Raw genomic sequence first — 25419 nt, forward strand, 5'->3', positions numbered from 1 at the left:
GCGATCATGGCATGAGATTGTGGCTGCTTCCACCCGTATCAGCGTAGGTGACGCGGATATTACCGATCATTACGAAAATATAAGGTTGTGTCCGCCCTATTCTCTTTGCCGCAATTCTGAACGGGCCTATATCGCGGTGATGCTGCTCACTCCGATCCTTCGCCTGTTTGAAACCTGGATAGATCCCTTCCGCGCCCGCGACAATATTCAGCCGCCGCGCAACACGCTGGGATTCATCTGGTTCTATATCGGCCAAGCCAAGTGGCCGTTCATCGCCATGCTGGTGCTCGGCGGCATGTCGGCGGCAATCGAAGCCGCACTTTTCTGGTTCGTCGGGCGGCTTGTCGATATCCTCAGCACGATCAAGCCCGGAACCGGCTGGAGTTCACTTCTCAGCTCCCATGGCAGTGAGCTTTTCGGCATGCTGGCACTGATCGGCATCGTTCGCTTCGTCGTCGCCTTCCTGATCGCTCTGATCGACCAGCAGGTGATTACGCCGGGTTTCTACAACCTAGCGCGCTGGCAGTCCTATCTGCATGTGTCACGCCAGTCGCTCGCCTTCTTCCAGAGCGATTTTTCTGGTCGCATCGTCACCAAGGTCTGGTCGGCAGGGCAGGCGACGGGCGATCTCGTAACATCGCTGATGGAAAGCGTGTGGTTCGTCGGCATCTATGCCGTCACCACGCTGGTTCTGGTCGGGCAGCTCGATTTCTCGCTGGCGGCGGTGGTCCTTTTCTGGCTGGCTGCGTTCAGCGTGCTTGCCCGCTATTTCGTTCCGCGCATCCGCTATCACTCGCGCGAGACCGCTGAAGCAGCCTCGTTGCTCAATGGCCGCATCGTTGATGCCTACAGCAATATCCAGACGTTGAAGCTCTTCGCACGTGACGAAGAGAGCGACCGCTACATGCTCGATGGCTTCAACGCCTATCAGGACACGGTGCTGAAGTTCACGCGCTTCATCACCGGTGTGCGTGCGTCGATGGCGCTGCTGTCAGGCCTGATGATCGTGACCATGGCGGGCATCAGCATCGATCTATGGCTTCGCGGGCTGATCAGCTCGGGCGGGGTCGCCTTTTCGCTGACGCTGGTCCTGAGGCTGAACTTCCTGCTCGGGCGGTTGATGACGCAGTTCAACGGCATCATGCGTAACCTCGGAACCATCCAGAATGCCGCCGAACTGATTTCGCAGCCGCTGCATCTGGTCAACCGCCCCGATGCAAAGGAGCTCGTCATCCGGCAGCCGGGCATCCGTTTCGAGAATGTTTCCTTCCACTATGGCAAGGAAAACGCGGTCATCGACAATTTCTCGCTGACAATCCGGCCGGGCGAGAAGGTCGGCATCATCGGCCGCTCCGGTGCCGGCAAATCGACGCTCGTGAACCTCCTCCTGCGTCTCTACGATCTTGAAGGCGGGCGTATTCTCATCGACGGCCAGAATATCGCTGCCGTCACCCAGGAATCGCTGCGCATGCAGATCGGTATGGTCAGCCAGGATACGTCATTGCTGCATCGATCCGTGCGCGACAACATTCTATTCGGCCGACCCGATGCTGGTGAGGAACGGCTTGTCGAAGCTGCCAGGCGTGCCGAGGCGCTCGACTTCATCGAAGTGCTGAGGGACCAGCAGGGGCGCAAGGGTTTCGACGCGCATGTCGGCGAACGCGGCGTCAAGCTTTCGGGGGGGCAGCGCCAGCGCATCGCCATTGCCCGCGTGATGCTGAAGGATGCGCCGATCCTCGTTCTCGACGAGGCGACGTCGGCGCTCGATTCAGAAGTGGAAGAGGCCATCCAGTCGAACCTCAACCGCGTGATGGAAGGCAAGACGGTGCTTGCGATCGCTCACCGGCTTTCCACGATTGCCGCACTCGACAGGCTTGTCGTCGTTGACTGCGGCAAAATCATCGAGGAAGGCACGCATGACATGCTTCTGAAGCAGGGCGGGCTCTATGCTGAGCTCTGGGCACGCCAGTCCGGCGGTTTTCTCGCCTCCGGCGACGATGATGCGCGTTCAGTATTCGCGAACGAAATCGCTGACTAGGCCGTAGTGGTTCGAGCCGAAGCTGTCGCCCAGCCGGCTCGTCGAGCGGATGAGCAGCGGCGATCTTGCGAAGATATGGTCGATGCTGATGCCGAATGGCCCGGCAGCGACCGGCCATGTGGTCGGTTCCGGGAAGGCGGTGGTAAGGCCCGTTCCGCGCAGGAATTCCTGGATGGTCGGGGCGAGGATTGCGGAATTGAAATCCCCGGCAACCACCAGCGCACCGGTGCGGGACTGCATGATAGCCTTCAGCTCCACCAGTTCATCGGCCTGAAAATCGTCGAAATAGGGCTTGGTGAGGTGCGGAAACAGAAAATCTACCCAGGTTCCGTCAAAATCGATCTTGGTCGAGACCAGCCTCTGCTTCCAGAGAGCGCCGAGATCGTAGACCTTGTGCGCGGCAAAGGGACGTTTCGACAACACGAGCGTATCGCAGGCGTCGCTCATGTCACAGCCGATGCGATATGGATAGATCTGCGCCAGCCGCGGCAATTGCGAGAAGACCGGCTGTGCTTCCATGATGTCGACCACATCGGCGCCGGATGCCAGCACGGCGTCGGCGATTTTCTCGGCGTTCCCGAAATTGTCGAACTCGATATTGAAGGACATCAGCCGGAAAAGGCGGGGCGCATCTTCCGCAGGCATTTTGCCGGCGAATTCGCGCAGCATGATGACACCGTGGATATTCAGGAAGGTCGCCACTGCCAGCATCACGAAGCCGTACCAGTGCCGTTTGAAAAAGAGGGCAACGACTGCGCCAATTGCGCAGATAATGCTGAGATGAATCTGGAAGCTGTAAACGAGCGAAAGCAGCCAGAAATCGGTGAAGTAGCGAAGCGAAACGAGGGCCAGAACGATGGTGATGAGGACGCTCAATACGCAGAAAACAGTATGCCTCATCGGCGCAAATCCAAATTCTCATGGCAAACTCACCAGCGCCTAACATGCCCCCTGGTTTGTTGCAATGCAGCAAAGTTGCAAGCCAGTGATTGCCTTAAAAAATTCACTGAAATTTCCCGCGACATTGTGCCCTCATCCCCTTGCCAAGGCTGGACATAATTTGCGATCAAGCATAGAACGCGCCGGATTGGTGGGGAATCTATGTCCGAAATATGTACTTGTAGATTCGCCGCCGCCGGAGGGGCAGGGCGGAATTCCGCGACAATTGCGCAGAGGATGGTTAAGCCGTGAGCGAACACGTAACGACAAGCGAGGCCTCAGAGCCCACTCGCCGTGATTTCCTTTATCTCACCACCGGCATGGCTGGTGCGGTCGGCGCCGTTGCGGTTGCCTGGCCGTTCATCGACCAGATGCGCCCGGATGCGTCGACGCTGGCGCTGGCTTCCATCGAAGTCGATGTCGCAAGCCTCGAGCCCGGCATGTCGCTGACCGTCAAGTGGCGCGGCAAGCCGATCTTCATCCGCAACCGTACGCCGGAAGAAGTCAAGGCGGCTGCCGACGTTCAGTTGTCGGATCTCAAGGATCCGATCGCCCGCAATGCAAACCTTCCTGCCGATGCTCCGGCAACGGGCGCTGACCGCTCGGGCGGCAAGGATAAGGAAAACTGGATCGTCATGGTCGGCACCTGCACCCATCTCGGCTGCGTTCCGCTCGGTCAGGCCGGCGAATACAATGGTTGGTTCTGTCCCTGCCATGGCTCGGTCTACGACACGGCCGGCCGCATCCGCAAAGGTCCGGCGCCGGAGAACATGGCGATTCCGACCTTTTCATTTTTGTCCGACACAAAGATCAAGATCGGTTGAGGGGAGACTGATTAATGAGTGGCCATTCCAGCTACGAGCCATCAACCGGCCTGGAAAAATGGGTCGATGCGCGCCTTCCGCTGCCGCGCATGGTCTATGACAGCTTCATTGCCTATCCGGTTCCGCGGAACCTGAACTACGCCTACACATTCGGTGCGATGCTCGCCGTCATGCTGATCGTACAGATCCTGACGGGTGTGACGCTCGCCATGCACTATGTCGCCGACACGACGATCGCTTTCAACTCCGTTGAAAAGATCATGCGTGACGTCAACCATGGCTGGCTGCTGCGCTATCTGCATGCCAACGGCGCATCCTTCTTCTTCGTCGCCGTCTACCTTCATATTGCCCGCGGCCTCTACTACGGTTCCTACAAGGCGCCGCGCGAAATCCTCTGGATCCTCGGCGTCGTTATTTACCTGCTGATGATGGCAACCGGCTTCATGGGCTACGTCCTGCCCTGGGGCCAGATGTCCTTCTGGGGCGCGACCGTCATCACCGGCTTCTTCTCGGCCTTCCCGCTGGTCGGCGAATGGGTTCAACAGTTCCTGCTCGGCGGCTTCGCCGTCGACCAGCCGACGCTGAACCGCTTCTTCTCGCTGCACTACCTGCTGCCCTTCATGATCGCCGGCGTCGTCGTGCTGCACATCTGGGCCTTGCACGTCACCGGCCAGACGAACCCGACGGGCGTCGAGGTCAAGACCAAGACGGACACGGTTCGTTTCACGCCTTACGCAACGCTCAAGGATGCGCTCGGCGTCTCGATCTTCCTGATCGTCTATGCCTACTTCGTCTTTTACCTGCCGAACTATCTCGGCCATGCCGATAACTACATTCCGGCCGACCCGCTAAAGACCCCGGCTCACATCGTTCCGGAATGGTACTTCCTGCCGTTCTACGCCATGCTGCGCTCGATCACCTTCAACGTTGGTCCGATCGACTCCAAGCTCGGCGGCGTCCTCGTCATGTTCGGCGCGATCATCGTGCTGTTCTTCCTGCCTTGGCTCGATACTTCGAAGGTCCGCTCTGCGGTCTATCGTCCCTGGTACAAGCTGTTCTACTGGCTGTTCGTGATCAACGCGATCATCCTCGGCTGGCTTGGTTCGCAGCCGGCAGAAGGCCTGTACACGACGATCTCGCAGATCTGCACACTCCTCTACTTCGCTTTCTTCCTGGTCGCGATGCCGGTTCTCGGTCTGGTGGAAACACCGCGCCGTATCCCGAACTCGATCACCGAAGCGGTGCTCGAGAAGCGCAATAAGACAGCTGCTGCCGGTGCAGCGGCCAATGCGTAAGCGCGCGACGGAAGGGAACAGAAACATGAAAAAGCTTGTTGCAAGCATTCTCTCGCTCGCTGTCGTGGCTGGTATTGGCGGCGGAGCCCTTGCCCAGGAAGCGGCCCCGGCCGCCCATCATGAGGAAGGTGCTACCCCGCACTATCCGCTGAAGGAACCGAAGGAAATCGACTGGACCTTTGCCGGCCCGTTCGGCCATTACGACAAGGGCCAGCTCCAGCGCGGCCTGAAGGTCTACACGGAAGTCTGTGCCGCCTGCCACTCGATGAACCTCGTGCCATTCCGCACGCTGAGCGAGCTCGGGTATTCGGATGCGCAGGTGAAGACCTTCGCTGCCAATTATGAAGTTCAGGACGGTCCGGATGCCAGCGGCGAAATGTTCACCCGCAAGGCAGTTCCGTCCGACTACTTCCCGTCGCCCTATCCAAACGCGGAAGCCGGAGCTGCTGCCAACAATGGTGCTGCTCCGCCTGACATGTCGCTGCTCGCCAAGGCACGCGAAGTCGAACGCGGCTTCCCGCAGTTCGTCTTCGACATCTTCACCCAGTATCAAGAAAGCGGCCCTGATTATATCTATTCGCTGCTGACCGGTTACGAAGAGCCGCCGGCTGGTTTCCAGGTTCCGGCTGGTGCGCACTACAACCCATATTTCCACGCTGCCGCTGCCTTCGCCATGCCGAAGCCGCTCTCCGACGATCAGGTCACCTATGACGACGGTTCGCCGCAGACGGTCGATCAGTATGCCAAGGATGTGTCCTCTTTCCTGATGTGGGCTTCCGAGCCGCACCTCGAAGAGCGCAAGCGCACCGGCTTCATGGTCATGATCTTCCTGCTGATCTTCACCGTGCTGATCTACCTGACCAAGCGGTCGATCTACTCCCGGACCGACCACTAAGCGATCCTCAGTCCCAAGGGAAAGGCGGCTTCTCAGCCGCCTTTTTTATTTGGTTTGGTCCGGCGCAATTGATAGTGTGCCTGCGTTTCATGCCCTCGCAGATACGGATTTTCCATGAACCATACGCTTTCGGAGCTTGCGACAAGCATCCGCTCCATTCCGGACTACCCCAAGCCCGGTATCATCTTTCGCGACATCACAACGTTGCTCGGCAATCCGCGTGCCTTTCGCCGGGCGGTCGATGAGCTCGTGCAGCCCTACGCTGGTCTGAAGGTCGACAAGATTGCCGGCATGGAAGCGCGCGGCTTCATCATCGGCGGCGCGGTCGCGCACCAGCTGTCCTCGGGCTTCGTTCCGATTCGCAAGAAGGGCAAGCTGCCGCATGAGACCGTGCGCATCGCCTATAGCCTGGAATATGGCGTGGACGAGATGGAGATGCACCGCGACGCCGTCCAGCCGGGCGAGAAGGTGATCCTCGTCGACGATCTGATCGCCACGGGCGGCACGGCTGTCGGGGCAACGCAGCTACTTCGCCAGATCGGCGCGGAAGTCGTCGGCGCCTGCTTCGTCATCGACCTGCCGGATCTCGGCGGCCGCAAGAAGCTCGAGGATCTCGGCGTTGATGTGCACACCCTCGTCGAGTTCGCCGGGCACTAACCCCCGAGCCTATTCGAATTCCAGGACGCTGCTCTCGAAGCGGATCACTGTAACACCATCCTGATTGATGCCTTCGCAGAGGATGGCGTTGAGATTCCAGCCCGGCCGTGACGTAAGCGGCCGGCTGGAGACAAAGGCCACCGAATAGGTGATCGTCTCGTCGACGAAGACCGGCTTCAGCCATTGAAGCTTCTGGAAGCCGGGCGAGGGGCCGAGTTTCGGCGGCTCCAACCCCTGCTCCGACAGCCGGCGCATTTCTGTCATCCAGTAATCCAGAAAGCAGCGCATCCAGGCGGCCACCGTATGCCAGCCGGAAGCGCAGAGCGCCCCGAACATGGTGTCACGAGCGGCTTCCTTGTCGATATGGAAGCGCTGCGGGTCGTATTTCCTGGCAAAGCGGAGGATGTTTTCCTCGGTAAAGACGTAAGCGCCGATTTCGGTTTTTTCGCCGACGGCGTAGAGCTCGGACATTCTCATGCGCCAGTCTCCGGCCTGTTGCGCATGCCGAAGATGACGGAATTCTCCGACAGGCAGACCACTTCGCCGCGCTGGTTTTCCACCTCGTGGCGGAATTTGACGATGCCGAGGCCGGGACGCGAGCGCATGGCGCGCGCCTCCAGGACCGTCGAATGGCCGGAGAGCATGTCGCCTGCCAGAACCGGCTTACGCCACTCCATGAAGTCGACGCCGGGCGCGCCTTCGCATAGGGAATTCAGCACGTAGCTGTCTGCCATCATGCGCATGAACATGGCCGAGATATGCCAACCGGAGGCGGCAAGCCCACCGAGGATGCTGGCGCGGCCGGCAGCTTCATCCAGATGCATGGGCTGCGGGTCGAACTCGATGGCAAATTCAATGATTTCGGGTGCCGTTACGGCTTTCGGGCCGAGCGGAAAGCGCCGACCCGGCTGGAAATCCTCATAGGCGAGCTTTTCTGCGGGCATCAGAGTCTCCCATCATAGGCAGGCCTCATTGCTTACAATAGCATTCGCACGGGCTCAATGATTCCGTAGGGGTAAACGGCATGGCTGAACTAAGGGCGATACTCGATGAAGCGGCGCGCGAAGGGTTGATCACCGCCGAAGCCGGCGTGCGGCTGGCGCCGTTTCTTGCTGCGCGTGGCGTCGTCGTCGAACAGCGTGCGACAGCAGCTTCCGAGGCGGCCTGGTCGGATACCGAGACGCCGCGTTTCGTGCGCGGCTTCCACGACGTGCTGATCACTATCGGCATCCTGATTGCCCTTGCAGGCCTCTGGGGGCTCACGTCGCTTTATGCGGTGCTGCCGGCAATCCTAGTACTGGCGGAGATCCTCGTGAAGCGCCAGCGCCTTGCGCTGCCGGCCGTCGTGCTGACGCTGGCTGTCTTTACCTGGACTTTCCGGATGATGCTGTCAGTCTATCCGTCCAATGCCGATCTTTGGCTCACGGGCGATGGCATTGACGGTTTCATCGTCGCATTCCCCGTTGTCATGGGGCTTTTCTATCTGCGCTACCGTGTGCCGCTTGCTCTGGCACTCTCAATCTTCTCCGGTCTCGCCCTTGTGCTCGCGCTCGTCTTGCGCCTGCTGCAATGGGGGAGCGGCGACGATGCCTTCATCCTCAATCATCCCACGCTCGTCTCTGTTATCCTGTTTGCCTGCGCCGTTGGCCTGTTCGTCGCAGCCCTCGGCTTCGATCTCAGCGACAGGTTCCGCCAGACGACACGATCGGATGTCGCCTTCTGGCTTCATCTCGTTGCGGCGCCGGCCTTGCTTTACAGCATCCGGACATTGCTTCCGCTCGACGGGGGCTGGCTGGATATCATGGACGCGAATTCGTTCAAGACACCGGTCGTCGTCATAATCGTCGCGCTGCTGATGCTGATCGGGCTGATCATCGACCGGCGTGCTTTCGTCACGTCGGGCCTGTTGACGCTGGGCCTGGCGATTTATGGGATATTCAGGCAGGGGAGCGCAACGGTCGATACTTATATCTTCGGAACGCTCGTTGTCGTCGGCGTGATCGTGCTCGTCATCGGTACGGGCTGGATGCCGCTTCGGCGCATCGTGCTGCGCGTCTTGCCTTCAGGCATGGTCGAGAGGCTGCCGCCCGGCTGAGCGGCAGCTAAGCGTGTCGCGATCCCCAGGATTCGCTTCCCACGCTTCAGGGTCTTGGTTTTACGCATGTCGTTATTGCAAAACGCTACAGAGCTTTGCGCGATATGCTTTGGTCGATCAGGTGTTGAAGCGGAAGTGAATGACGTCGCCGTCCTGGACGACGTATTCCTTGCCTTCGTCGCGCGCTTTGCCTGCTTCCTTGGCACCGACTTCGCCGCCGAACTGGATGTAATCGTCATAGGCGATGGTGTTGGCGCGGATGAAGCCGCGCTCGAAATCCGAGTGGATCACGCCGGCGGCCTGCGGCGCCTTGGTGCCGCGCTCAATTGTCCAGGCGCGGGTTTCCTTCGGGCCGACGGTGAAATAGGTGATCAGGTGGAGCAGCTTGTAGCCGGCGCGGATCAGACGATCGAGGCCTGCCTCGTCCAGACCGAGGGCTGAGAGGAATTCCTTGGCTTCTTCGTCCGGAAGCTGGGCGACTTCGGACTCGATCGCCGCCGAGATGATGACGGTTTCGGCGCCCTGCGCCTTCGCCATGGCGGCAACCGCCTCGGTATATTTGTTTCCGGTCGCCGCATCGCCTTCCGCGACGTTGCAGACATAGAGAACCGGATGCGACGTCAAAAGGTTGAGGCTCTTCAGGATGCGGGTCTCTTCGGCATCGAGCTTGGACAGCAGCGTGCGGACGGGCTTGCCATCCTGCAGCAGCGCCAGCGAGGCTTCCATGATCGGCAGCATGGCCATGGAATCCTTGTCCTTGCCGGTGGCGCGCTTGCGGGTCTGTTCCGTGCGGCGCTCGAGGCTGTCGAGGTCGGCGAGCATCAGCTCGGTCTCGATCGTTTCGGCGTCGGCAACCGGATCGATGCGGCCTTCCACATGGGTGATGTCGCCGTCTTCGAAACAGCGCAGCACATGCACGATGGCATCGACTTCGCGGATATTGGCGAGGAACTGGTTGCCGAGGCCTTCACCCTTCGACGCGCCGCGCACGAGGCCGGCAATATCGACGAAGTTGATGCGGGTCGGGATGATTTCCTTCGACTTCGCGACGTCCGCGAGCTTCCGCATGCGTTCATCGGGAACGGCTACTTCACCAGTGTTCGGTTCGATCGTGCAGAACGGATAGTTTGCGGCCTGCGCGGCGGCCGTCTTGGTGAGCGCATTGAAGAGGGTCGATTTGCCGACATTCGGCAGACCGACGATACCGCATTTGAAGCCCATGGCTGAAACCTGCTGTTCTCAAGAATTCCTTGGCCGTGGCTATGGGATAAAGGAGGAGAGCGGTCAAGTCTTGGAGCGCTTTTCTCGCAGCTCCCTTGCCGACAGGGCGTCGTGGCCTTATTCTTACCCTGGCGGGATTTCCCGGACACTTGGTGTCGAAATTCTGCAATCGAAAAAGTCTAGTTAGATCGAAACCCCTTCCCATGTCATCAACGGGCGGATTTCCGATGGTTGACAACGACATTGCCTTAAAACCCAAGACCCGAACGAAGCTCAAGCTGGACAAGCCGAAGCTTTACAAGGTCATTCTCGTCAACGACGATTATACACCGCGTGAATTCGTCATCATGGTGCTGAGAGCTGTCTTCCGCATGAGCGAGGATACCGGCTACCGTGTGATGATGACGGCGCACAAGCTCGGCTCTTGCGTAGTCGTGGTCTGCACAAAGGATATTGCTGAGACCAAAGCCAAGGAGGCCATCGACCTTGCCAAGGAGATGGGCTTCCCGCTGATGTTTACTACCGAGCCCGAGGAATAGGCCCCCGAGGAAAGGGCGTGCGTCTCAAGATTGCCGGCGGATCTGGTAGCCGGTCTTATCCTGCACGAAACCGCAATTTTCATAGAAACGCAGTGTCGCCGGATCTTTCGATCCGGTCAGCAGCATGACCTTGTAGCAGCCGGCTTTCCAGGCTTGAGCAATCGCATGCCGGATGACTTTGCCGGCATAGCCCTGTTTGCGATGATCGGCGTGGGTGACGACGTTTTCGATGAGCGCATAGGAGGCGCCGTTGCGCGTCAGGTTGGGTATGACGATCAGCGTGACCGTCGCGGCAGCGATCTCGCCGGCAAAGCCGATCAAGACCGTTACGCCGGGCTGCGCCAGAATGGCGGAAAAGCGTTCCATTGCCACATCCGGAGCGAGGACCGGATCGGTCGGGCTGAGGTGCTGGTAGAGCGTGGTCAGGCCCTCCAGATCGCCGACGGCCGCAGGCCGGATGCTGAAATCCCCGCCTGCCATCGCGTTCAGTCGCTCTTGTTGCCGAACATCTTTTTCAGCATCTCGGCCATGGGGCCGGTCGTCGGAAGCTTCTGCTGGCTCTGATTGCGCGCCTGATGGATATGGGACTTTCCCGCTGGCTTCTTCTCCGGCTTCGGCTTTTCCTCTTCCGCCTTGCCGCCAAGCGCCAATGCGATCTTGTTCATCAGCTGGGAATCTTCGTTGCGAACCAGCATCTCGGCATTGTCGGCAAGCGTATCGAGCAGCGGCTCTAGCCAGGCATTGTCAGCTTTGGCGAAATCGCCGAGCACGTGGTTATGCACGAGTTCCTTGACGCCGGGATGGCCGATGCCGATGCGCAGACGGCGGTATTCCTTGCCGCAATGGGCATCGAGCGACTTGATGCCGTTATGGCCGCCATGGCCGCCGCCGGTCTTCAGCCGCGCCTTGCCGGCCGGCAGGTCGAGCTCGTCATAGATCGCCACGAGATCGGAAGGCTGCAGCTTGTAGAAGCGCATGGCTTCACCGACCGCCTCGCCCGACAGGTTCATGAAGGTCTGCGGCTTGATAAGCAGCACCTTCTCGCCGGCCAGCTCGCCTTCTGATATCTCGGCCTTGAACTTCTTCGACCAGGGCGAAAAGCTGTGGCGGCGGTAGATGGCATCCACCGCCATGAATCCAATATTGTGCCGGTTACCGGCATATTTCGCGCCGGGATTGCCGAGACCCGCGATGATCAGCATGGCCTGCCTTCCTTGCAAGAGCTGTTGGCGTTCACCACCGCGAAATGGCGGCAAAGTCAAGTGGCAAAGTCAATCGGCAAAGACGGGCGTGAACGGCAGGCGGCCGGTCATTTCAGCAGATGCAGACCGTATCTCAGGAAGATCTGCTCCTGTTCGCCGCTGGCGATCAGCTTGTCCAGCGAGACCTGCATACGGGCCAGAAGATCGTCCGGGAAGTTCCTTTCGCAGGCAATTCCCATCGGTTGGGAGGAGAGCACCGTTACCATTTTCAGCGGCTGATCGGTTTTCAGCTTGTCGAAATAGAGTTCGGAGATCGGCATCATGTCGATGCGGCCGCCGAGCAGCTTGCGCAGTGTCGCGTTGAAATCGCTGGCGACATCGAGTTTGGTGAAGCCCTTCTCCCTCAGCGTCACTTCCGTGTAGTCGCCGCGCTGTGTGCCGATCACATATTTCTTCGCCTCTTCGAGATTGGCAGCCGAGACGCCTGATCCCTTGCGTGTGATCAGAATGTTGCGATCGACGAGAAGCGGCTCGACCCATTTGAACAGGCCGTCGCGCGAGGCATTGTGGGCGGTCGCGAAAACACAGGTCATCGGCGTCGAACGAGCCAGGCTGAAGGCGCGAGCCCAGGGCATCACGTCGAGCGTATAATCGATACCGATATCGGCCATGACCTTCTCGACCTGCTCGACGGTTGCGCCCTTGATGACCTTTCCGTCGCGGTAGTTGAAGGGGGCGTATTCCTCGGTCACGAAGGCTACCGTCTGGGCTGAGGCAGACGTGGCAAAGCAGGGTAGGGTAAGAAGAGCAAGAAGCAGCAGCTTTTTCATCGCGATACCTCCCATATCTCGTCAGTTCATGAAGCGCGCGCCACATCCGAGAGCGAGCTGCTCAGTTCCTCGATCAGCCTGGCGGCATTCTGCGGACGGTGGAACAGATAACCCTGACCATAGTCGAGGCCCATCTGGTGCAGCGTGCCGCACTCCTCTTCCGTCTCGACGCCTTCGGCAATCACGGTGCAGTTCATCTTGTGCGACAGCGTGGTGATGCCTTCGATCAGCATACGGCTCTTCTGGCGCACGTCATCATCAGCATCATTGATGGCGCGGGTGAAGGACTGGTCGATCTTGATGATGTCGACCGGGAAGCGATTGAGATAACTCAGCGACGAGTAGCCGGTACCGAAATCGTCGAGCGCGATGCGGCAGCCGAAACGGCGCAGTTCCGTCACGATCATGCGGATCTGCGGGTTGTCGTGCATCAGCACCGCTTCCGTGATCTCGACGACGATACGATCCGGCAGGATGCCATGGCGGCCCAAAATGGCGGCAAGGCGGGCGGCGAGCGCCGGCTCGAACTGCAGCGGCGAGAAATTGATCGCGAGATAGGTGTCCTGCATGCCTGGCAGGCGGGATATCTTCGCCAGATTGGCGATCGCCTTTTCCATGATGACATTGCCGACGCGGACGATCTTGGCGGTTTCTTCGGCGACGCTGATAATCTCGGCAGGCGGCATGAGGCCTTTCTGCGGGTGGTTGAGACGCATCAGCGCTTCGAAGCCGGCGATGCCTCGGCCGTTCAGATTGACGATCGGCTGGAGATAGGCCTCGAACCAGTCGTCGGCGAGGCCGGCTTCGATATGAGCTTCGATTTCGGCGCGGCGGCGGGCGTGATCGAGCATGCCGTTATCGAAGATCTGCGCGCCGTTCTTGCCGTCACGCTTCTTGGCATACATAGCCATGTCGGACTTCTGCAGCAGTTCGGCGGCGGTTGCAGCGTGGCGCGGATAGATGGCGATACCGACAGAGGCGCTGAGATGCATGTCCGGGCCGAAAGGCGTCTCGAAGATCGAAGCGATCTGGTCGCACATGGCGCGGGCGCGCTTCTCGGCATTCTTGGCCGGCAACAGGATGGCGAATTCATCGCCGCCGAGACGGGCGGCTTCATCGGAGGGAGCAAGCAGGGTCTTCAGCCGCTCCACGAGTTCGATGAGCGCGGTATCGCCTGCGGCGTGGCCCATGTTGTCGTTGATCCACTTGAAGCGATCGAGGTCGACGAAGAGGCAGGCGAGTTCCTGATCGGCGGCATCGGCGGCTGCGATCTTGCTGTCGAGCACGGCTTCGAAGCCCTGGCGGTTCAATAGGCCGGTCAGATGGTCCGTGATCGCCTGGCGATGGTTGCGGTCTTCGGAGGCCTTCAGCTCGGTCACATCGGTCATGACGGAGAGAGACTGACCTTCCTGCCCGTGGGCCGTGAGCGCCGATTCGATGATGAGGACATCCATGATGCGGCCGTCCATGCAGACGAACTTGACAGTGACGTCGCCGGTGCCGTTCTCACGCTGGCTCTTGCGCCTGATGAACTTGTCGCGGGTGAAGGAGGTGACGAGATCGGAGAAATTCCGGCCGATGACGGCGGCGCGGTGGTAGCCGGTGGCAAACAGCCAGTAGTCGCTGACGGCGGTGATGCGGTCTTCTTCGTCGAGTGAGAAGAGCATGGCCGGCGTCAGATTGTAGATGTCGGTGGTGCGGCGGTGCGCGAGCTTCAGCTCGGTCTCCTCGTTCTCCAGCTTCGTCTGCATTTCGTTGAAGCTTTGCGCGAGGCGACCCATCTCATCATTCGATTGCCAATCGACATGGTGGCGGGAGCCAAGCTGGCGGGTGGCCTCGATTGCGGCCGTCAGGCGCATCAGGGGTTGGATGACGAAGAGACGGTTACCGATCAGCGCGGTCGCGAAAACGGCGAGCACCGCAAAAATGAAGATCGAGATGAAGACGACCTCTTCCTGCTTCAGGCCGGAAAAGAGACCGAGTGCCGGATAGAAGACGGAAATGCTGCCGAGGTTCTTCGGACCGTCGACGGTGTTGTAGATGATAGCGCGGGAAACCTGGACCAGCTTGCCGTCGAAGGACCGCGGAATGGTGGACTGGCTGACGTCGAGCTGGCCCGACTGGTCGCGGACTTCTACCTTGACGATGGCGCCTTGCGAAACGACCGTCGCGCTGATCTGGGTGACACTATCAGCATCAAGATCCCAGAGCGGCTTGGCGAGTGCCTGGGCATTGGCCACAAGAAGAACGGAAATATGGTCGCGTATTTCCTTGTCGGCGCGTTCGGAGGAAAGGAAAAGAAAAAGAACAAAGAGAGGGGCTACAAAAACAAGCAGCGCTCCGCAAACAATCGCAAAAAATCTGTTCTCAACGGAATTATTCATGGTTCCGTTTGCTCCACGGGGTCGGAATATTCTGCGGTCACGCGGCAGGGCGGAAACTTCGTAACCAGCCGGAGCATGCTTCCATGAATGTGTTAAATGTTGCTGAAATGCGCTTTTTCGGCAATGAAAAAGCCCGCCTTCCTCAAGGAAAACGGGCCTTATGCTTTACAAATTGGTAGAAGCTATCAGGCGTCTGCTTCGCCTTCGGCAGCAGACTCATCGATGCCGGCAGCCGGAGCAATGATCGTTGCGATGGTGAAGTCGCGGTCGGCGATCACAGGCGTGACGCCCTTCGGTAGCGTGACTTCCGAGATGTGGATGCTGTCGCCGATCTTGTGGGCGGAGAGGTCAACCGTGAAGAATTCCGGGATCGCGTCAGCCGGGCAGTGAACTTCGACTTCGTGACGAACGATATTCAGAACGCCGCCGACCTTGAGGCCCGGGGACTTTTCTTCGTTGACGAAGTGAACCGGGATTTCAACGGTAACCTGGGTGTTGCCGGATACGCGCAGGAAATCGACATGCATCGTGAAGTCGCGGACCGGATCGAGCTGGTAATCCTTCGGCAGAACCTTGTACTTCTTGCCGTCGACGTCGATGGTCGCTACGGTGGTCATGAAGCCACCGGCATGAATACGCTTCGTCACCTCATTGGTGCTGATAGCGATGGAAATCGGGGCCTGCTTGTCACCATAGATGACAGCGGGAATAAAGCCGTTGCGGCGGAGTTCACGGGCGGACCCCTTACCAACCCGTTCGCGCGCCTCGGCCTTGAGCTCGTAAGTTTCGTGGCTCATGGCTAGTCCTTTCGAGGTTATTTGGAGAGTCCGCAGCGGGCTTGAAGCCTGGTGCCGTCGGACCGGAGGCGGGCATGCCCATCCTCATCCGCGTTGCCTCCAAGGGTGTCTACGCGGACGCGTGGCCTATAATATAAGTGTCACGCAAACGCAAGCGGTCCGGCAGTGGCTTTCGATCGACCCTGCCTCACCGGCACTACAACCAGAATATTTCGCTTAATACAATCCACAATACAATCCACAGTGTTTTGCAGGTGCCCTTGAGAAACCGCTGATAAGCCTTTGTTGTCTGGGCGTTAATCACAAGGTCGAACAGACGGTTCCACTTTACCTGCAAAGGCGCCGGATTATCCATTCTTTAACGCGGCCGGACCGATCTCAGTCTTGAAAAGAATGGGTTTTCTCATGTTTGCGATCGTATCCTGCCTGACATACCAACACGACTTGACGCTGGTTCTGGTCGCAGCCGTACTATGCCTTGCGTCCAATCTCGGAACGATCCTGTTCCTGAGAAGCGCCGGCAGGACAAAAGGCGTGCCGCGCTGGATTTGGCTTTCGGTTGCGGGGGCGGCAGGCGGCTTCGGCATCTGGTCGACGCATTTCGTCGCCATGCTGGCCTATGATCCGGGCATCGTTGTCGGCTATGATCGCGACCTGACGCTTATTTCGCTTGGCGCGGCCTTTGCCTCCACCTTTATAGCCGGCCTTGCCGCCGCGTCGCTTCCAGGTTCTCAGGCCAACATTGCCGCAGGCCTGGTTTTCGGTGTCGGCGTTGCAGCCATGCATTTCATCGGCATGGCGGGACTGCAGGTTCCTGGGACCGTCGTCTGGGATCGGCATCTCGTTATCGCTGCGCTGATCATATCGGTCGCCATGGCGATCTGGGGATTTGCGCTCACAAAGAACTGGAAAGGTTCGAACTGGAGCATTCTCGCTGCCGCTTCCGCGCTGTCGCTCGGCATCGTCTTGATGCATTTCACCGCAATGGGCGCTCTCTCGTTTGTCGAAGGGGGTGGCAACGCCATCGAGCCTCAGGCGCTCTCGAAGCCGTTCCTTCTGGCGACCATTCTCGTCGTATCGATCTCAATGCTGGCCTCGGGCATTTCGGCATCGATCATTGCGTTCCGGGCGGCCAAGCAGGCGCGTGCGAGCGAAACCAAGTTTGAGCTGCTCGTGCAGGGGGTGATGGATTACGCAATCTATATGCTCGATCCTTCAGGCGTCGTGACGAATTGGAATGCGGGGGCCGAGCGCGCGAAGGGCTATACCGCAGCGGAAATTGTAGGCGAGAATTTTGCGCGGTTTTACTCTGTTGAAGATCAGCAGAAGGGCCTTCCAAAACTGGCTCTCGAATCAGCGCTTGCCAACGGCAGGTTTGAGGCGGAGGGGCTGCGTTTTCGCAAGGACGGCTCGTCTTTCTGGGCGCATGTCGTCATCCAGCCGGTGTATGACGACAGCCATCATCTCATCGGATATGTGAAGATCACCCGCGATATCACGCAGGCAAAGATCGACGGGGATCGCATCAAGGAAGTATCGAGGAATCTCGATCTCGCTCTGGAGAACATGAGCCAGGGAATCTCGATGTTTGACAGCAATGAGCGGCTGATCCTCGCAAACGCCAGGTACAGCCAGCTCTTCGGGTTTCCGCAGGACTTCATTCGCCCAGGTCTTGCCTATTCCGAGATCGTTCGCAGCGGCTATCAGATCGCTTTCGGCAATGGTGACGCCGCAGATTCGAGGGCGACCGATCACTATCGCAGGCATATGGCGACCATGCGCTCGGGTCAGAAGACCCTGGTGCATCAGACGACGAACGGCCGGTCAATTCTTGCAACGTTCAATGTCCTGGCGGATGGCGGCTGGCTCACGACATTCGAAGACATTACCGAACGGCTGGCGCGTGAAGAGAAAATCGCGTTCATGGCCAAGCACGATGCTTTGACCGGTCTGCCGAACCGTCCCACCTTCAATGATTACCTGTCGCATCAGCTGGCAATTGCCAAAAGACTGTCCAGCAAGGTTGCGGTCATTGGCATCGATCTGGATAAATTCAAAGAAATCAATGACCAGATGGGCCATGTCGCAGGCGATTTCGTGTTGAGTACGTTGGCCGTACGGTTGAACGGCATCCTGCGTGACGAAGAGCTGGTCGCCCGACTTGGGGGCGATGAGTTCGCGGCCGTAAAGCGCTTCAACGACAGGGCTGAGCTTGACGACTTCGTTGCGAGGCTGGAAGCCACGCTCATGGAGAGGATGGATTTCGAGGGGCATCAGATCGTCCCCGGCGCAAGTGTTGGTGTCGCAATTTACCCCGACGCTGGCGAAACGGCCGAAACACTTGTCGCAAATGCCGACCTTGCCATGTATCGTGCAAAACACGAGGTTGGGCACAACGTCTGCTTCTACGAAGAGTCCATGGACGAAGCGTCGCGGGACAGGAGAAAACTGGCTCGCGACCTCTGGGCTGCGATCGAGCGCGACCAGATGTACCTTCACTACCAGGTTCAGAAGTCGGTGGCGACCGGCAAGACGACCGGCTACGAGGTGTTGCTCAGATGGAACCATCCAGAGCGCGGAAACATCCCGCCCGTCGATTTCATTCCGATTGCCGAGGAGTGCGGTGCGATCGTGCCTATCGGAGAATGGGTCCTTCGCGAGGCATGCAGGGAAGCGGTCAGCTGGAAGGACGACATCAAGATCGCCGTCAATATTTCGCCCATCCAGATCGCCCATGCAAACATCGCCGAGCTGGTTCGTTCCGTCCTCCAGGAAACCGGCCTGCCAGCATCGCGGCTCGAACTTGAAATAACCGAGTCATCGATCATCGTCGACAAGAGCAAGGCGCTGGTTGCCATGCGTGCGCTCAAGCAGCAGGGCGTTGCGATCGCGATCGACGATTTTGGAACAGGCTATTCGTCGCTAGAGACCCTTCGCTCGTTCCCCTTCGACAAGATCAAGCTCGATCGCAGCTTCATGAACGAAGTCGAGACCAGTCAGGAGGCAAAGGCGGTCATTCGATCCATCCTGGCGCTGGGACGCGGCCTGTCGATCCCCGTGCTTGCCGAGGGCGTCGAAACGCTGAGCCAACTCGAACTATTGACATCCGAAGGCTGCGACGAGGCTCAGGGCTACTATTTCGGTCGCCCGGCGCGAATGGAACAGCAATCAGTTGTGCTCAATACTGCGGCCTGAGGCGGAGCGAGATCAGGATCGGAAGCGCGCGCGTGAGGCAGTGCCCGGCAGGGTACGATCACTCTCCCAGCCATGATCGCAAAATAACATTTGTCCAAACGTGCCGGGTTGACACCGGAAGATATCCGATCTTCCTATGGCCGCATTCAAAGCGGCTGAGGAGAGTGCGGATGCGTCTGAAACTTGTCACGACAACGAGCCTTGTTGCCCTATCGCTGTTCGGGGCAGCGCATGGTGCTGAGATCAATCAGGATGGAGCGAACAAGCTTCGCGACAGCCTGACGAAAGTGTTGCCTGACGATTTTGCAAAGAGCGGTTTTGTAACCGTCAACCCGGCGGGCAACCGCTACGAGGTCATTTATGACCTTGCCAAGCTGCTCAGCAAAGTGGACCCGGCCAAGATTGTCGTGAACGGGCTGACGCCCTGGTCGGTCTTCGCCACGCCGCTGGACAGCGGCTTCTGGAATCTCGAAGGCAACAACAGCTTCAACATATCCGGCAGCGTCAAGGACCCGGACGGCAAGGCGACGGATTTCACCTATTCCATCGCCTCGATGGTCTACGATGGCGTTTTCGATCCTGCGATCGCCTATCTACGTTCCGGCAATTTCAAGGCCAGCGACATCCGAATTACCTCGAAGTCCGATATGGACCAGGTCGATGCGACCTTTGCCGGCATGAACTACAGGCTCGATTCGACCGACAGCGCCAACGGCAACGGTCGCCTCGATTTCAAGGCGAACGGTTCGCTTTCCGCGCTGTCGGAGACGGTCACCAGCCCGCAGATGCCGCCGGTCAACATCAAGGCGGATTCGATCGACTTCGACGCCGACGTCGCGAGCCTGCCGGCGAAGGAAATCCGCGATATCGTCTTCTTCATCCTGGAGCACGCGGATGAGAAGGAGCTCAGCAGGGAAGACGGCGAGAAGCTGAAATCGGTCCTTAAGGCATCCTTCCCCCTGTTCTCCTCGATCAACGAAACGATCACGGCGAACAACCTGACGGTCGGGACTGCCGCTGGAAGCGGCGGCGCCAAGGCCCTCGGCTATAATTTCTCCGTCGACGGGCCGAGTGACGCCGTCCGGTTTGCCTTCGGCATGAACGCTGCAGGCGTCACACTCGACAGCCCTGTCGTACCAGCGAGCTACCATGCCTTCCTGCCGAAGAGCATCGATATGCAGATCGCCGTTCCCGACATGGATTTTGCCGCCTTCGGCGACGAGTTCATGAAGATCGATTTCTCGTCTGGCAACAACTCGGAGGAAAGCGGCAAGCAGGCTGCCGAGAAGCTCTTTCATGACGGCGTCGTCGTCGTGGACTTGCCGAAGTTTACCGCGGTCTCCGACGTCTACGATATCGACGTCACCGGCAAGCTGCAGGGCCGTGTCGATACGCAGAAGGATTATTCGGTCCAGGCTTCGGTCCTGGCGCGGGATCTCGACAAGTCGATCGCTGCCATCCAGGAGCTTGCCAAGAGCGACCCGAACCTCCAGCAGGTCTCCTTCGGCATGATGATGGCCAAAGGCTTTGCCAAGACCGATCCGGATGGCCGCTCGCGCTGGGATATCAGCGTTGCCGGTGACGGTTCGGTGGCGATCAACGGCCAGCAGATCAAGGGACCGGATGCCGAGGAGCCGGATCAGGGGCAGGAACCAGATCAGGGGCAGGACACGGCGCCGCCGAAGCAACCTTGAGCTTTCTCAACGGCGATCAAAGATAAGGGAAGCCGGCCTCGTGCCGGCTTTTTGCTCCCGTCGCACAGCTCCATTGGGCTTTGTCTTTTAAGAGCTTTTATGGATGCGGCTGCTTGACATTGAGCACCATGACCCCCGAATGTGCGCAACTTCAGCGGATGGGGATATTTCAGGGATGCGTCTAAAAATTGTTACAGCAACGAGCCTTTTTTTGCTCTCCGCAATCGGTGCGGCCCAAGGCATGGAGATGCGGCAGAAGGATGCCGATGATTTTCGTGACGGCCTTCTCAGCTCGTTTCCCGGCCTTGCGAATTCCGATTTCCTGACAGTCAAGCCGGCAGGTGACCGCCTCGAAGTCATTCTTGATTTCAATGGGTTTTTCGAGGGCTTGGATCCGAAGACGTTCAGGATGGCTGGGTTCGGGCCGTGGTCGTTTTTCTTTGTGCCACAAGACAATAGCGTAGCCAAAATCAATGCTGAGGACAGTGTAAAAGCCTCCCTTCTGGCCCAAGGAGTCGATGGGAAAGCCATTGAGGGCAATTACTCGATCGAATCTTTTGTGCTCGATGGGCTGATTGTTCTGCCTGGCAGCACACAGATTAAAACCTTGGCCAAGAATATCGATTTTACCTCGAAACTTGGTGGTGACCAGAGCACCTTCCGAGCCGATAGTATCGACTCTACAAATATTTTAGGTTCCAGCGATGAAGGTAAAGGACGTTGGGACTATGACGGCAGCACATTTTTCTCGGGCGTATACCAGCGGAGCATACAATCGGAGGCGCCGGTATTTGAAATTTCGGCAGACCTGATCAACCATGAGTACCACTGGGCCAATGTACCGTCGAAGGAGGTCATTAATCTCGCTTCTCTATTGATCACCAGGGGCGTTGGAACAGTCTCGAACTTTGAGAGGGTCCGGGCAGAAATGTTGCGGTCTTTTCCGCTTCTTTCTTCACTGGATGAGCGCATCTATACGGACAACCTCAAAGTAACGAGCCCAATCGGAAACCTGTCCGCAAGAAAACTGAACGCTCGAGTCGCTCTCCAAGGGGAGACCGCCGCGATGAGGCTGGGTATGACTGTATCCGGCACGGATATAAAAATGGACAGTCCAACGATCCCGTCGGTCTACGCGGCGCTACTTCCTACAAGTCTTGATATGACACTCGTGTTAGACGGGATGGATTTTGTCTCAGCCGGAAAGGAACTTGCCGCTGGCCCTGTATCGAATCAAGCGCAAGCAGAGGAGATGGGGCGCAGATTTGCCTTGAAGCTTAGTCGTGACGGCGCTCAGGCCTTCGTTCTCAAGCAATTGGTAATGAAGTCGGATTTTTATGATCTGGTAATGTTTGGGAGTGTTCGTGAAAACGACGAGAAGAAGGCTCAACTGAAGCTCTGGATCACAGCCCGCGATTTCGACAAATCGATCGCCGCGGTTCAGGAACTTGCCAAGACCAGACCTGAGATCAATGAAGTCAGTCTTGCTATGCTGATGGCCAAAGGTTTCGCGGCAGCCAACGCGGATGGTGGTGCGCACTGGGATGTTATTTTCAACGAGGATGGCACATTAATTGTCAATGGACAGCAGGTCCAGGGACCGAGAAATGCGATTCAGGCACAATGACAACTGAGCAAAATGGCTAAATCGAAAGAGCCGGTCAAATACCGGCTCTTTTTAGTCGAAGAGGCTGGAGACGGACTCTTCCTGAGCCGTGCGGCTGATGGCTTCGCCGATCAGCGGCGCCGTCGTCACGACGCGGATGTTGTGGGCGGAGAGCACGGCCGTCGTAGGCTGGATCGAGTCCGTGATGACGAGTTCGCGCAGCTTCGAGGAGGTGACGCGGGTGACCGCGCCGCCGGAGAGGACGCCGTGGGTGATATAGGCGGTGACGCTGGAAGCGCCCTTGGCAAGCATGGCGTCGGCCGCGTTGCAGAGCGTGCCACCGGAATCGACGATGTCGTCGATCAGCAGGCAGTCCTTGCCGGTGACGTCGCCGATGATGTTCATGACTTCGGATTCACCCGGCCGATCGCGACGCTTGTCGACGATGGCCAGAAGACAGTCCAGCCGCTTGGCGAGCGCGCGGGCGCGCACTACGCCGCCGACGTCGGGCGAGACGACCATGACGTTGCTGAGGTCATAGTGGCTTTTGATGTCGCGCGTCAGGACCGGCAGGGCGAAGAGGTTGTCTGTGGGTATATCGAAGAAGCCCTGGATCTGCCCGGCATGGAGATCGAGCGTCATGACGCGGTCCGCGCCGGCTTCGGTAATGAGGTTTGCGACCAGCTTGGCGGAGATCGGCGTACGGCCGGAGGCGCGGCGGTCCTGGCGGGCATAGCCGAAATAGGGCAGAACGGCCGTGATGCGGCGGGCTGACGAACGACGCATCGCGTCGATCATGATCAGCAGTTCCATCAGGTGGTCGTTGGCAGGAAAGGCGGTCGGCTGTACGAGGAAAACGTCCTCACCGCGCACATTTTCCTGGATTTCCACGAAGATTTCCTGGTCGGCAAACCTTCGGACACTGGCTTTCCCCAAGGGAACATTGAGATAGTTGCAGATCGCTTCGGCGAGTTGCCGGTTCGAATTGCCTGCGAAAACCTTCATTTTGGTCCGCCTGTTATGCGCTGATAGCCGCGCTTTTTAGCCAGCTTCCCGGTGAATGCAAGGGCTAAGGCGTCACATACTTTTATATTTATAAAAAGCTTGTGACTAATTGCCCTGGCTTTGCCGCCAGGATGTAAATTCCGAGATCGTCTTGGAGGCGATCTGCTGCATCACGGAAGCGGGCACACCGGCCCAGGGATCGGCCGCCGCCGTCGGCACGCTTTCCTGTCCCTGAATGCGGTGCAGCCGGGCGCCCGCATTGTCGAGTACGTCCCAGACATAGACCACGGTGACCTTGCCCTCGTCGCTGAAAGCGGAGAGGTAGCCCTTCAGAATATAGTCGCTGCTGGTGTCGTTGGAGCTCTTGATGGCAAGGCCATGAGCGCGGGCCTCCGCGCCAAGCTGGCGGGACAGCGGTGTGACGGCCTGGACCGGTGCGCCGATGATCGGCAGGAAGCGCACCGTATTGCCGCGTATCGACGTCGATGAGGAAACCGAGGGATCAAGTGCGGCCGTCTGTGTCGGCTGCTGTGGCGCCGGTTGTTCGGTTACGGACGGTGGCGCCAGTGACTCGCTTTCGATCGGACCGGAAGCGGCGGGCGAAGAACCATCACGGGAAAGCGCATCGGCCTGGGCCTGCATGGTCGTCGGCGGCGCGCCGGTGCCGGGCCGGTAGGCCTGCGCCGGGTAGTTCGGTTGGGTCGGATAGGTCTGTTGGCTGTAGGCTGGCGTATAGCCGTTCCGGCGGGGTGCGGCCGGGAAGGTTTGTTGCGGCTCTCCGGCCATGCGCTCGGCGTCGCTCTGCGTCACCGGTGTGGACGAGCGCTGATTCATCGAGGAGTCGCCGATTTCCATCGGCGGCGTCAGCGTCAACGCGTCGGTCGTGTTGCAAGCGGAAAGCAAGGCAAGACAGATCAGGAGCGTGGGCGCAGTCGCAACTCGCGTCATCCCTCGGTTCGTCCTTCCCACGTCAGCGTCAGCCCCGTGCGAATTTATGGAGGTGGGGGGACCTGTCTGTCAATTCCGGAATCTTGCCGGTGATGTCAGCGGCTTAGACGCCGATGAAATCCAGCTGATGTCGCGAGAGCGCCCGCGGCGCTTCGCCGGTCGTGAGATAGGTCTGACCGAGCGTCATGGCGGTGCCGGTATCGGAATCGGCAATGATCATGTGCACGAAGAGCGACATGTTCGGGTCGATCGGCTGCAGGTTGCCGGCATGGAACATCTGGTGCTCCATCCAGGACGGCGAGAAGCGCGCGCCGAGCGAATAGCCGCAGGCATTCAGGCGATGACGGGCGAGGCCGCGTTCGTCCATGATCCTGGCATGCATGTCGAAGACATCACCGAAGGTATGGCCGGGCTTCAGCACCGTCTCGATCGCCTGGATCGTTTCGAGGCAGGCATTGTAGAGCTCGCGGTGGCGGTGCGTCGGCTCGCCGATGACGATCGTGCGCATCATGGCGGCATGATAATGCGCGTAAGCGCCAGCCCATTCGAGTGTCAATTGGTCGTTGGCGTCGAGCTTGCGGCGGCCGGCCTTGTAGCGGCAGAGCAGGGCATCTGCGCCGGAGCCGATGATAAATTCGTTGGCCGGATAGTCGCCGCCGCCGGTGAAGATGGCGCCCTGCATGGCGGCGAGGATATCGGCTTCATCGGCGCCCGGTTTGGTCAGGCGGATTGCTGCGTCCAGCGCATCGTCCGCTAGCACGGCGGCGTGCTCGATATAAGCGACTTCGGTCGGGCTCTTGATGAGGCGCAGGCGGCTGACGAGGTAAGAGGCGTCGCTGATCTGGCCGAAGGTCGTCAGTTGCGCGTCGAGCAGCCGGGCGACGCGGCCGGTCATGCCGTGCGTGTCGTATTCGACGCCGATGCGGGCGCCGAGCAGGTCCATTTCGATGAGCAGGTTCTTGAGGTCCATCGTCGGGTCGGCATTGACGCGGTCGACCCAGACATGGATGTCCTCGATAACAGAAGTATGCCGGGCCTGACGCAGGTCGGCCGAGCGGGTGAGGAGCGCCATGGTGCCGTCAGCCTTGACGACCAGCGTCTGGAAGAAGCAGTAGCCGAACGTGTCGTAGCCGGTCAGCCAGTACATGCTCTCCTGCGCGAAGAGCAGCAGAGCATCGAGCTTCTCTTCCTTCATCCTGTCCGTCAGGCGGGCAAGCCGGCTTGCGAATTCAGCCCGTTCGAAATGAAGTGCCAT

General features: G+C 59.0%; 22 protein-coding genes. 10 read left to right on the forward strand and 12 right to left on the reverse strand.

Annotated features, from left to right (window positions below):
• Nucleotides 1-139: 139 nt before the first annotated feature.
• Nucleotides 140-2038, forward strand: coding sequence for an ABC transporter ATP-binding protein (locus tag FHT87_RS16065; protein ID WP_183803999.1), 1899 nt, complete (start codon nt 140-142; stop codon nt 2036-2038).
• Here the strand turns inward: FHT87_RS16065 and FHT87_RS16070 are convergent.
• Complete coding sequence (locus FHT87_RS16070; RefSeq protein WP_183803192.1) at nt 2009-2938, reverse strand: endonuclease/exonuclease/phosphatase family protein; 930 nt, start codon at nt 2936-2938, stop codon at nt 2009-2011. The genes FHT87_RS16065 and FHT87_RS16070 overlap by 30 nt on opposite strands.
• Before the next feature lie 287 nt (nt 2939-3225).
• On the opposite strand from FHT87_RS16070, the gene petA reads away from it, so the two are divergent.
• From petA to FHT87_RS16090, 4 genes are all read left to right on the forward strand, one after another.
• Nucleotides 3226-3801 (forward strand): ubiquinol-cytochrome c reductase iron-sulfur subunit, encoded by a 576-nt coding sequence (gene petA, locus FHT87_RS16075; protein ID WP_183803194.1) that lies wholly within the window; start codon nt 3226-3228, stop codon nt 3799-3801.
• Nucleotides 3802-3815: 14 nt separating this feature from the next.
• Nucleotides 3816-5096, forward strand: a complete 1281-nt coding sequence (locus FHT87_RS16080; RefSeq protein WP_183731607.1) for a cytochrome b N-terminal domain-containing protein — start codon at nt 3816-3818, stop codon at nt 5094-5096.
• A 25-nt stretch (nt 5097-5121) separates the two neighbouring features.
• Entirely contained in the window at nt 5122-5991 is an 870-nt protein-coding gene (locus FHT87_RS16085; protein ID WP_183803196.1) for a cytochrome c1, read from the forward strand.
• Between the two features lie 114 nt (nt 5992-6105).
• The gene (locus FHT87_RS16090; RefSeq protein ID WP_183731602.1) at nt 6106-6648 is read left to right on the forward strand and encodes an adenine phosphoribosyltransferase; all 543 of its coding nucleotides are present in this window, start codon (nt 6106-6108) and stop codon (nt 6646-6648) included.
• A 9-nt stretch (nt 6649-6657) separates the two neighbouring features.
• On the opposite strand, the gene FHT87_RS16095 is transcribed toward FHT87_RS16090, so the two are convergent.
• Nucleotides 6658-7125 carry a MaoC family dehydratase gene (locus tag FHT87_RS16095; RefSeq protein ID WP_183803199.1) on the reverse strand — a complete coding sequence of 156 codons (468 nt, stop codon included), beginning with the start codon at nt 7123-7125 and terminating at the stop codon, nt 6658-6660.
• Nucleotides 7122-7592, reverse strand: a complete 471-nt coding sequence (locus FHT87_RS16100; RefSeq protein ID WP_183731597.1) for a MaoC family dehydratase — start codon at nt 7590-7592, stop codon at nt 7122-7124. The genes FHT87_RS16095 and FHT87_RS16100 overlap by 4 nt, the downstream gene beginning before the upstream one ends.
• An 80-nt stretch (nt 7593-7672) precedes the next feature.
• Here FHT87_RS16100 and FHT87_RS16105 point away from each other — a divergent pair, with 80 nt between their 5' ends.
• Nucleotides 7673-8743 carry a hypothetical protein gene (locus FHT87_RS16105; protein WP_183731594.1) on the forward strand — a complete coding sequence of 357 codons (1071 nt, stop codon included), beginning with the start codon at nt 7673-7675 and terminating at the stop codon, nt 8741-8743.
• A gap of 117 nt (nt 8744-8860) precedes the next feature.
• On the opposite strand, the gene ychF is transcribed toward FHT87_RS16105, so the two are convergent.
• Entirely contained in the window at nt 8861-9964 is a 1104-nt protein-coding gene (ychF, locus tag FHT87_RS16110; protein WP_183731591.1) for a redox-regulated ATPase YchF, read from the reverse strand.
• Between the two features lie 227 nt (nt 9965-10191).
• On the opposite strand from ychF, the gene clpS reads away from it, so the two are divergent.
• Nucleotides 10192-10503 (forward strand): ATP-dependent Clp protease adapter ClpS, encoded by a 312-nt coding sequence (clpS, locus tag FHT87_RS16115; RefSeq protein ID WP_183731588.1) that lies wholly within the window; start codon nt 10192-10194, stop codon nt 10501-10503.
• A 24-nt stretch (nt 10504-10527) separates the two neighbouring features.
• Here the strand turns inward: clpS and FHT87_RS16120 are convergent, their stop codons facing one another.
• From FHT87_RS16120 to FHT87_RS16140, 5 genes are all read right to left on the reverse strand, one after another.
• The gene (locus tag FHT87_RS16120; RefSeq protein WP_183803202.1) at nt 10528-10983 is read right to left on the reverse strand and encodes a GNAT family N-acetyltransferase; all 456 of its coding nucleotides are present in this window, start codon (nt 10981-10983) and stop codon (nt 10528-10530) included.
• Nucleotides 10984-10988: 5 nt separating this feature from the next.
• Entirely contained in the window at nt 10989-11705 is a 717-nt protein-coding gene (pth, locus tag FHT87_RS16125; protein ID WP_183731583.1) for an aminoacyl-tRNA hydrolase, read from the reverse strand.
• A gap of 107 nt (nt 11706-11812) precedes the next feature.
• Complete coding sequence (locus FHT87_RS16130) at nt 11813-12535, reverse strand: transporter substrate-binding domain-containing protein (protein ID WP_183803205.1); 723 nt, start codon at nt 12533-12535, stop codon at nt 11813-11815.
• A gap of 26 nt (nt 12536-12561) precedes the next feature.
• Complete coding sequence (locus FHT87_RS16135) at nt 12562-14919, reverse strand: EAL domain-containing protein (protein ID WP_183803208.1); 2358 nt, start codon at nt 14917-14919, stop codon at nt 12562-12564.
• Between the two features lie 185 nt (nt 14920-15104).
• Complete coding sequence (locus FHT87_RS16140) at nt 15105-15716, reverse strand: 50S ribosomal protein L25/general stress protein Ctc (protein WP_183731573.1); 612 nt, start codon at nt 15714-15716, stop codon at nt 15105-15107.
• Nucleotides 15717-16121: 405 nt separating this feature from the next.
• On the opposite strand from FHT87_RS16140, the gene FHT87_RS16145 reads away from it, so the two are divergent.
• From FHT87_RS16145 to FHT87_RS16155, 3 genes are all read left to right on the forward strand, one after another.
• A complete protein-coding gene (locus tag FHT87_RS16145; RefSeq protein WP_183731571.1) occupies nt 16122-18911 on the forward strand; it encodes an EAL domain-containing protein in 2790 nt (929 codons plus the stop codon).
• A gap of 170 nt (nt 18912-19081) precedes the next feature.
• Complete coding sequence (locus tag FHT87_RS16150) at nt 19082-20605, forward strand: hypothetical protein (protein ID WP_183803211.1); 1524 nt, start codon at nt 19082-19084, stop codon at nt 20603-20605.
• Between the two features lie 103 nt (nt 20606-20708).
• Nucleotides 20709-22232, forward strand: coding sequence for a hypothetical protein (locus tag FHT87_RS16155; protein WP_183731565.1), 1524 nt, complete (start codon nt 20709-20711; stop codon nt 22230-22232).
• Between the two features lie 51 nt (nt 22233-22283).
• Here the strand turns inward: FHT87_RS16155 and FHT87_RS16160 are convergent, their stop codons facing one another.
• The 3 genes from FHT87_RS16160 to FHT87_RS16170 form a co-directional block, all read right to left on the reverse strand.
• A complete protein-coding gene (locus FHT87_RS16160; RefSeq protein ID WP_183731561.1) occupies nt 22284-23216 on the reverse strand; it encodes a ribose-phosphate pyrophosphokinase in 933 nt (310 codons plus the stop codon).
• Between the two features lie 105 nt (nt 23217-23321).
• Nucleotides 23322-24164, reverse strand: coding sequence for a hypothetical protein (locus tag FHT87_RS16165; protein ID WP_183731558.1), 843 nt, complete (start codon nt 24162-24164; stop codon nt 23322-23324).
• Between the two features lie 103 nt (nt 24165-24267).
• Nucleotides 24268-25419: a Xaa-Pro peptidase family protein gene (locus tag FHT87_RS16170; RefSeq protein ID WP_183731555.1), complete on the reverse strand. Its 1152-nt coding sequence runs from the start codon at nt 25417-25419 to the stop codon at nt 24268-24270.

Source organism: Rhizobium sp. BK316 (genome assembly GCF_014193695.1).
In the GTDB taxonomy this organism is placed as follows: domain Bacteria; phylum Pseudomonadota; class Alphaproteobacteria; order Rhizobiales; family Rhizobiaceae; genus Rhizobium.

What these genes read in the sequence shown, in the direction of transcription:
- FHT87_RS16095 (WP_183803199.1), bottom strand. Translation starts at nt 7,125, where the DNA reads ATGAGAATGTCCGAGCTCTACGCCGTCGGCGAAAAAACCGAAATCGGC.
- FHT87_RS16165 (WP_183731558.1), bottom strand. Translation starts at nt 24,164, where the DNA reads ATGACGCGAGTTGCGACTGCGCCCACGCTCCTGATCTGTCTTGCCTTG.
- FHT87_RS16150 (WP_183803211.1), top strand. Translation starts at nt 19,082, where the DNA reads ATGCGTCTGAAACTTGTCACGACAACGAGCCTTGTTGCCCTATCGCTG.
- FHT87_RS16160 (WP_183731561.1), bottom strand. Translation starts at nt 23,216, where the DNA reads ATGAAGGTTTTCGCAGGCAATTCGAACCGGCAACTCGCCGAAGCGATC.
- clpS (WP_183731588.1), top strand. Translation starts at nt 10,192, where the DNA reads ATGGTTGACAACGACATTGCCTTAAAACCCAAGACCCGAACGAAGCTC.
- FHT87_RS16100 (WP_183731597.1), bottom strand. Translation starts at nt 7,592, where the DNA reads ATGCCCGCAGAAAAGCTCGCCTATGAGGATTTCCAGCCGGGTCGGCGC.
- FHT87_RS16090 (WP_183731602.1), top strand. Translation starts at nt 6,106, where the DNA reads ATGAACCATACGCTTTCGGAGCTTGCGACAAGCATCCGCTCCATTCCG.
- FHT87_RS16135 (WP_183803208.1), bottom strand. Translation starts at nt 14,919, where the DNA reads ATGAATAATTCCGTTGAGAACAGATTTTTTGCGATTGTTTGCGGAGCG.
- FHT87_RS16155 (WP_183731565.1), top strand. Translation starts at nt 20,709, where the DNA reads ATGCGGCTGCTTGACATTGAGCACCATGACCCCCGAATGTGCGCAACT.
- ychF (WP_183731591.1), bottom strand. Translation starts at nt 9,964, where the DNA reads ATGGGCTTCAAATGCGGTATCGTCGGTCTGCCGAATGTCGGCAAATCG.
- FHT87_RS16120 (WP_183803202.1), bottom strand. Translation starts at nt 10,983, where the DNA reads ATGGCAGGCGGGGATTTCAGCATCCGGCCTGCGGCCGTCGGCGATCTG.
- FHT87_RS16140 (WP_183731573.1), bottom strand. Translation starts at nt 15,716, where the DNA reads ATGAGCCACGAAACTTACGAGCTCAAGGCCGAGGCGCGCGAACGGGTT.
- FHT87_RS16170 (WP_183731555.1), bottom strand. Translation starts at nt 25,419, where the DNA reads ATGGCACTTCATTTCGAACGGGCTGAATTCGCAAGCCGGCTTGCCCGC.
- FHT87_RS16085 (WP_183803196.1), top strand. Translation starts at nt 5,122, where the DNA reads ATGAAAAAGCTTGTTGCAAGCATTCTCTCGCTCGCTGTCGTGGCTGGT.
- FHT87_RS16130 (WP_183803205.1), bottom strand. Translation starts at nt 12,535, where the DNA reads ATGAAAAAGCTGCTGCTTCTTGCTCTTCTTACCCTACCCTGCTTTGCC.
- FHT87_RS16105 (WP_183731594.1), top strand. Translation starts at nt 7,673, where the DNA reads ATGGCTGAACTAAGGGCGATACTCGATGAAGCGGCGCGCGAAGGGTTG.
- pth (WP_183731583.1), bottom strand. Translation starts at nt 11,705, where the DNA reads ATGCTGATCATCGCGGGTCTCGGCAATCCCGGCGCGAAATATGCCGGT.
- FHT87_RS16080 (WP_183731607.1), top strand. Translation starts at nt 3,816, where the DNA reads ATGAGTGGCCATTCCAGCTACGAGCCATCAACCGGCCTGGAAAAATGG.
- FHT87_RS16070 (WP_183803192.1), bottom strand. Translation starts at nt 2,938, where the DNA reads ATGAGGCATACTGTTTTCTGCGTATTGAGCGTCCTCATCACCATCGTT.
- FHT87_RS16145 (WP_183731571.1), top strand. Translation starts at nt 16,122, where the DNA reads ATGTTTGCGATCGTATCCTGCCTGACATACCAACACGACTTGACGCTG.
- FHT87_RS16065 (WP_183803999.1), top strand. Translation starts at nt 140, where the DNA reads ATGCTGCTCACTCCGATCCTTCGCCTGTTTGAAACCTGGATAGATCCC.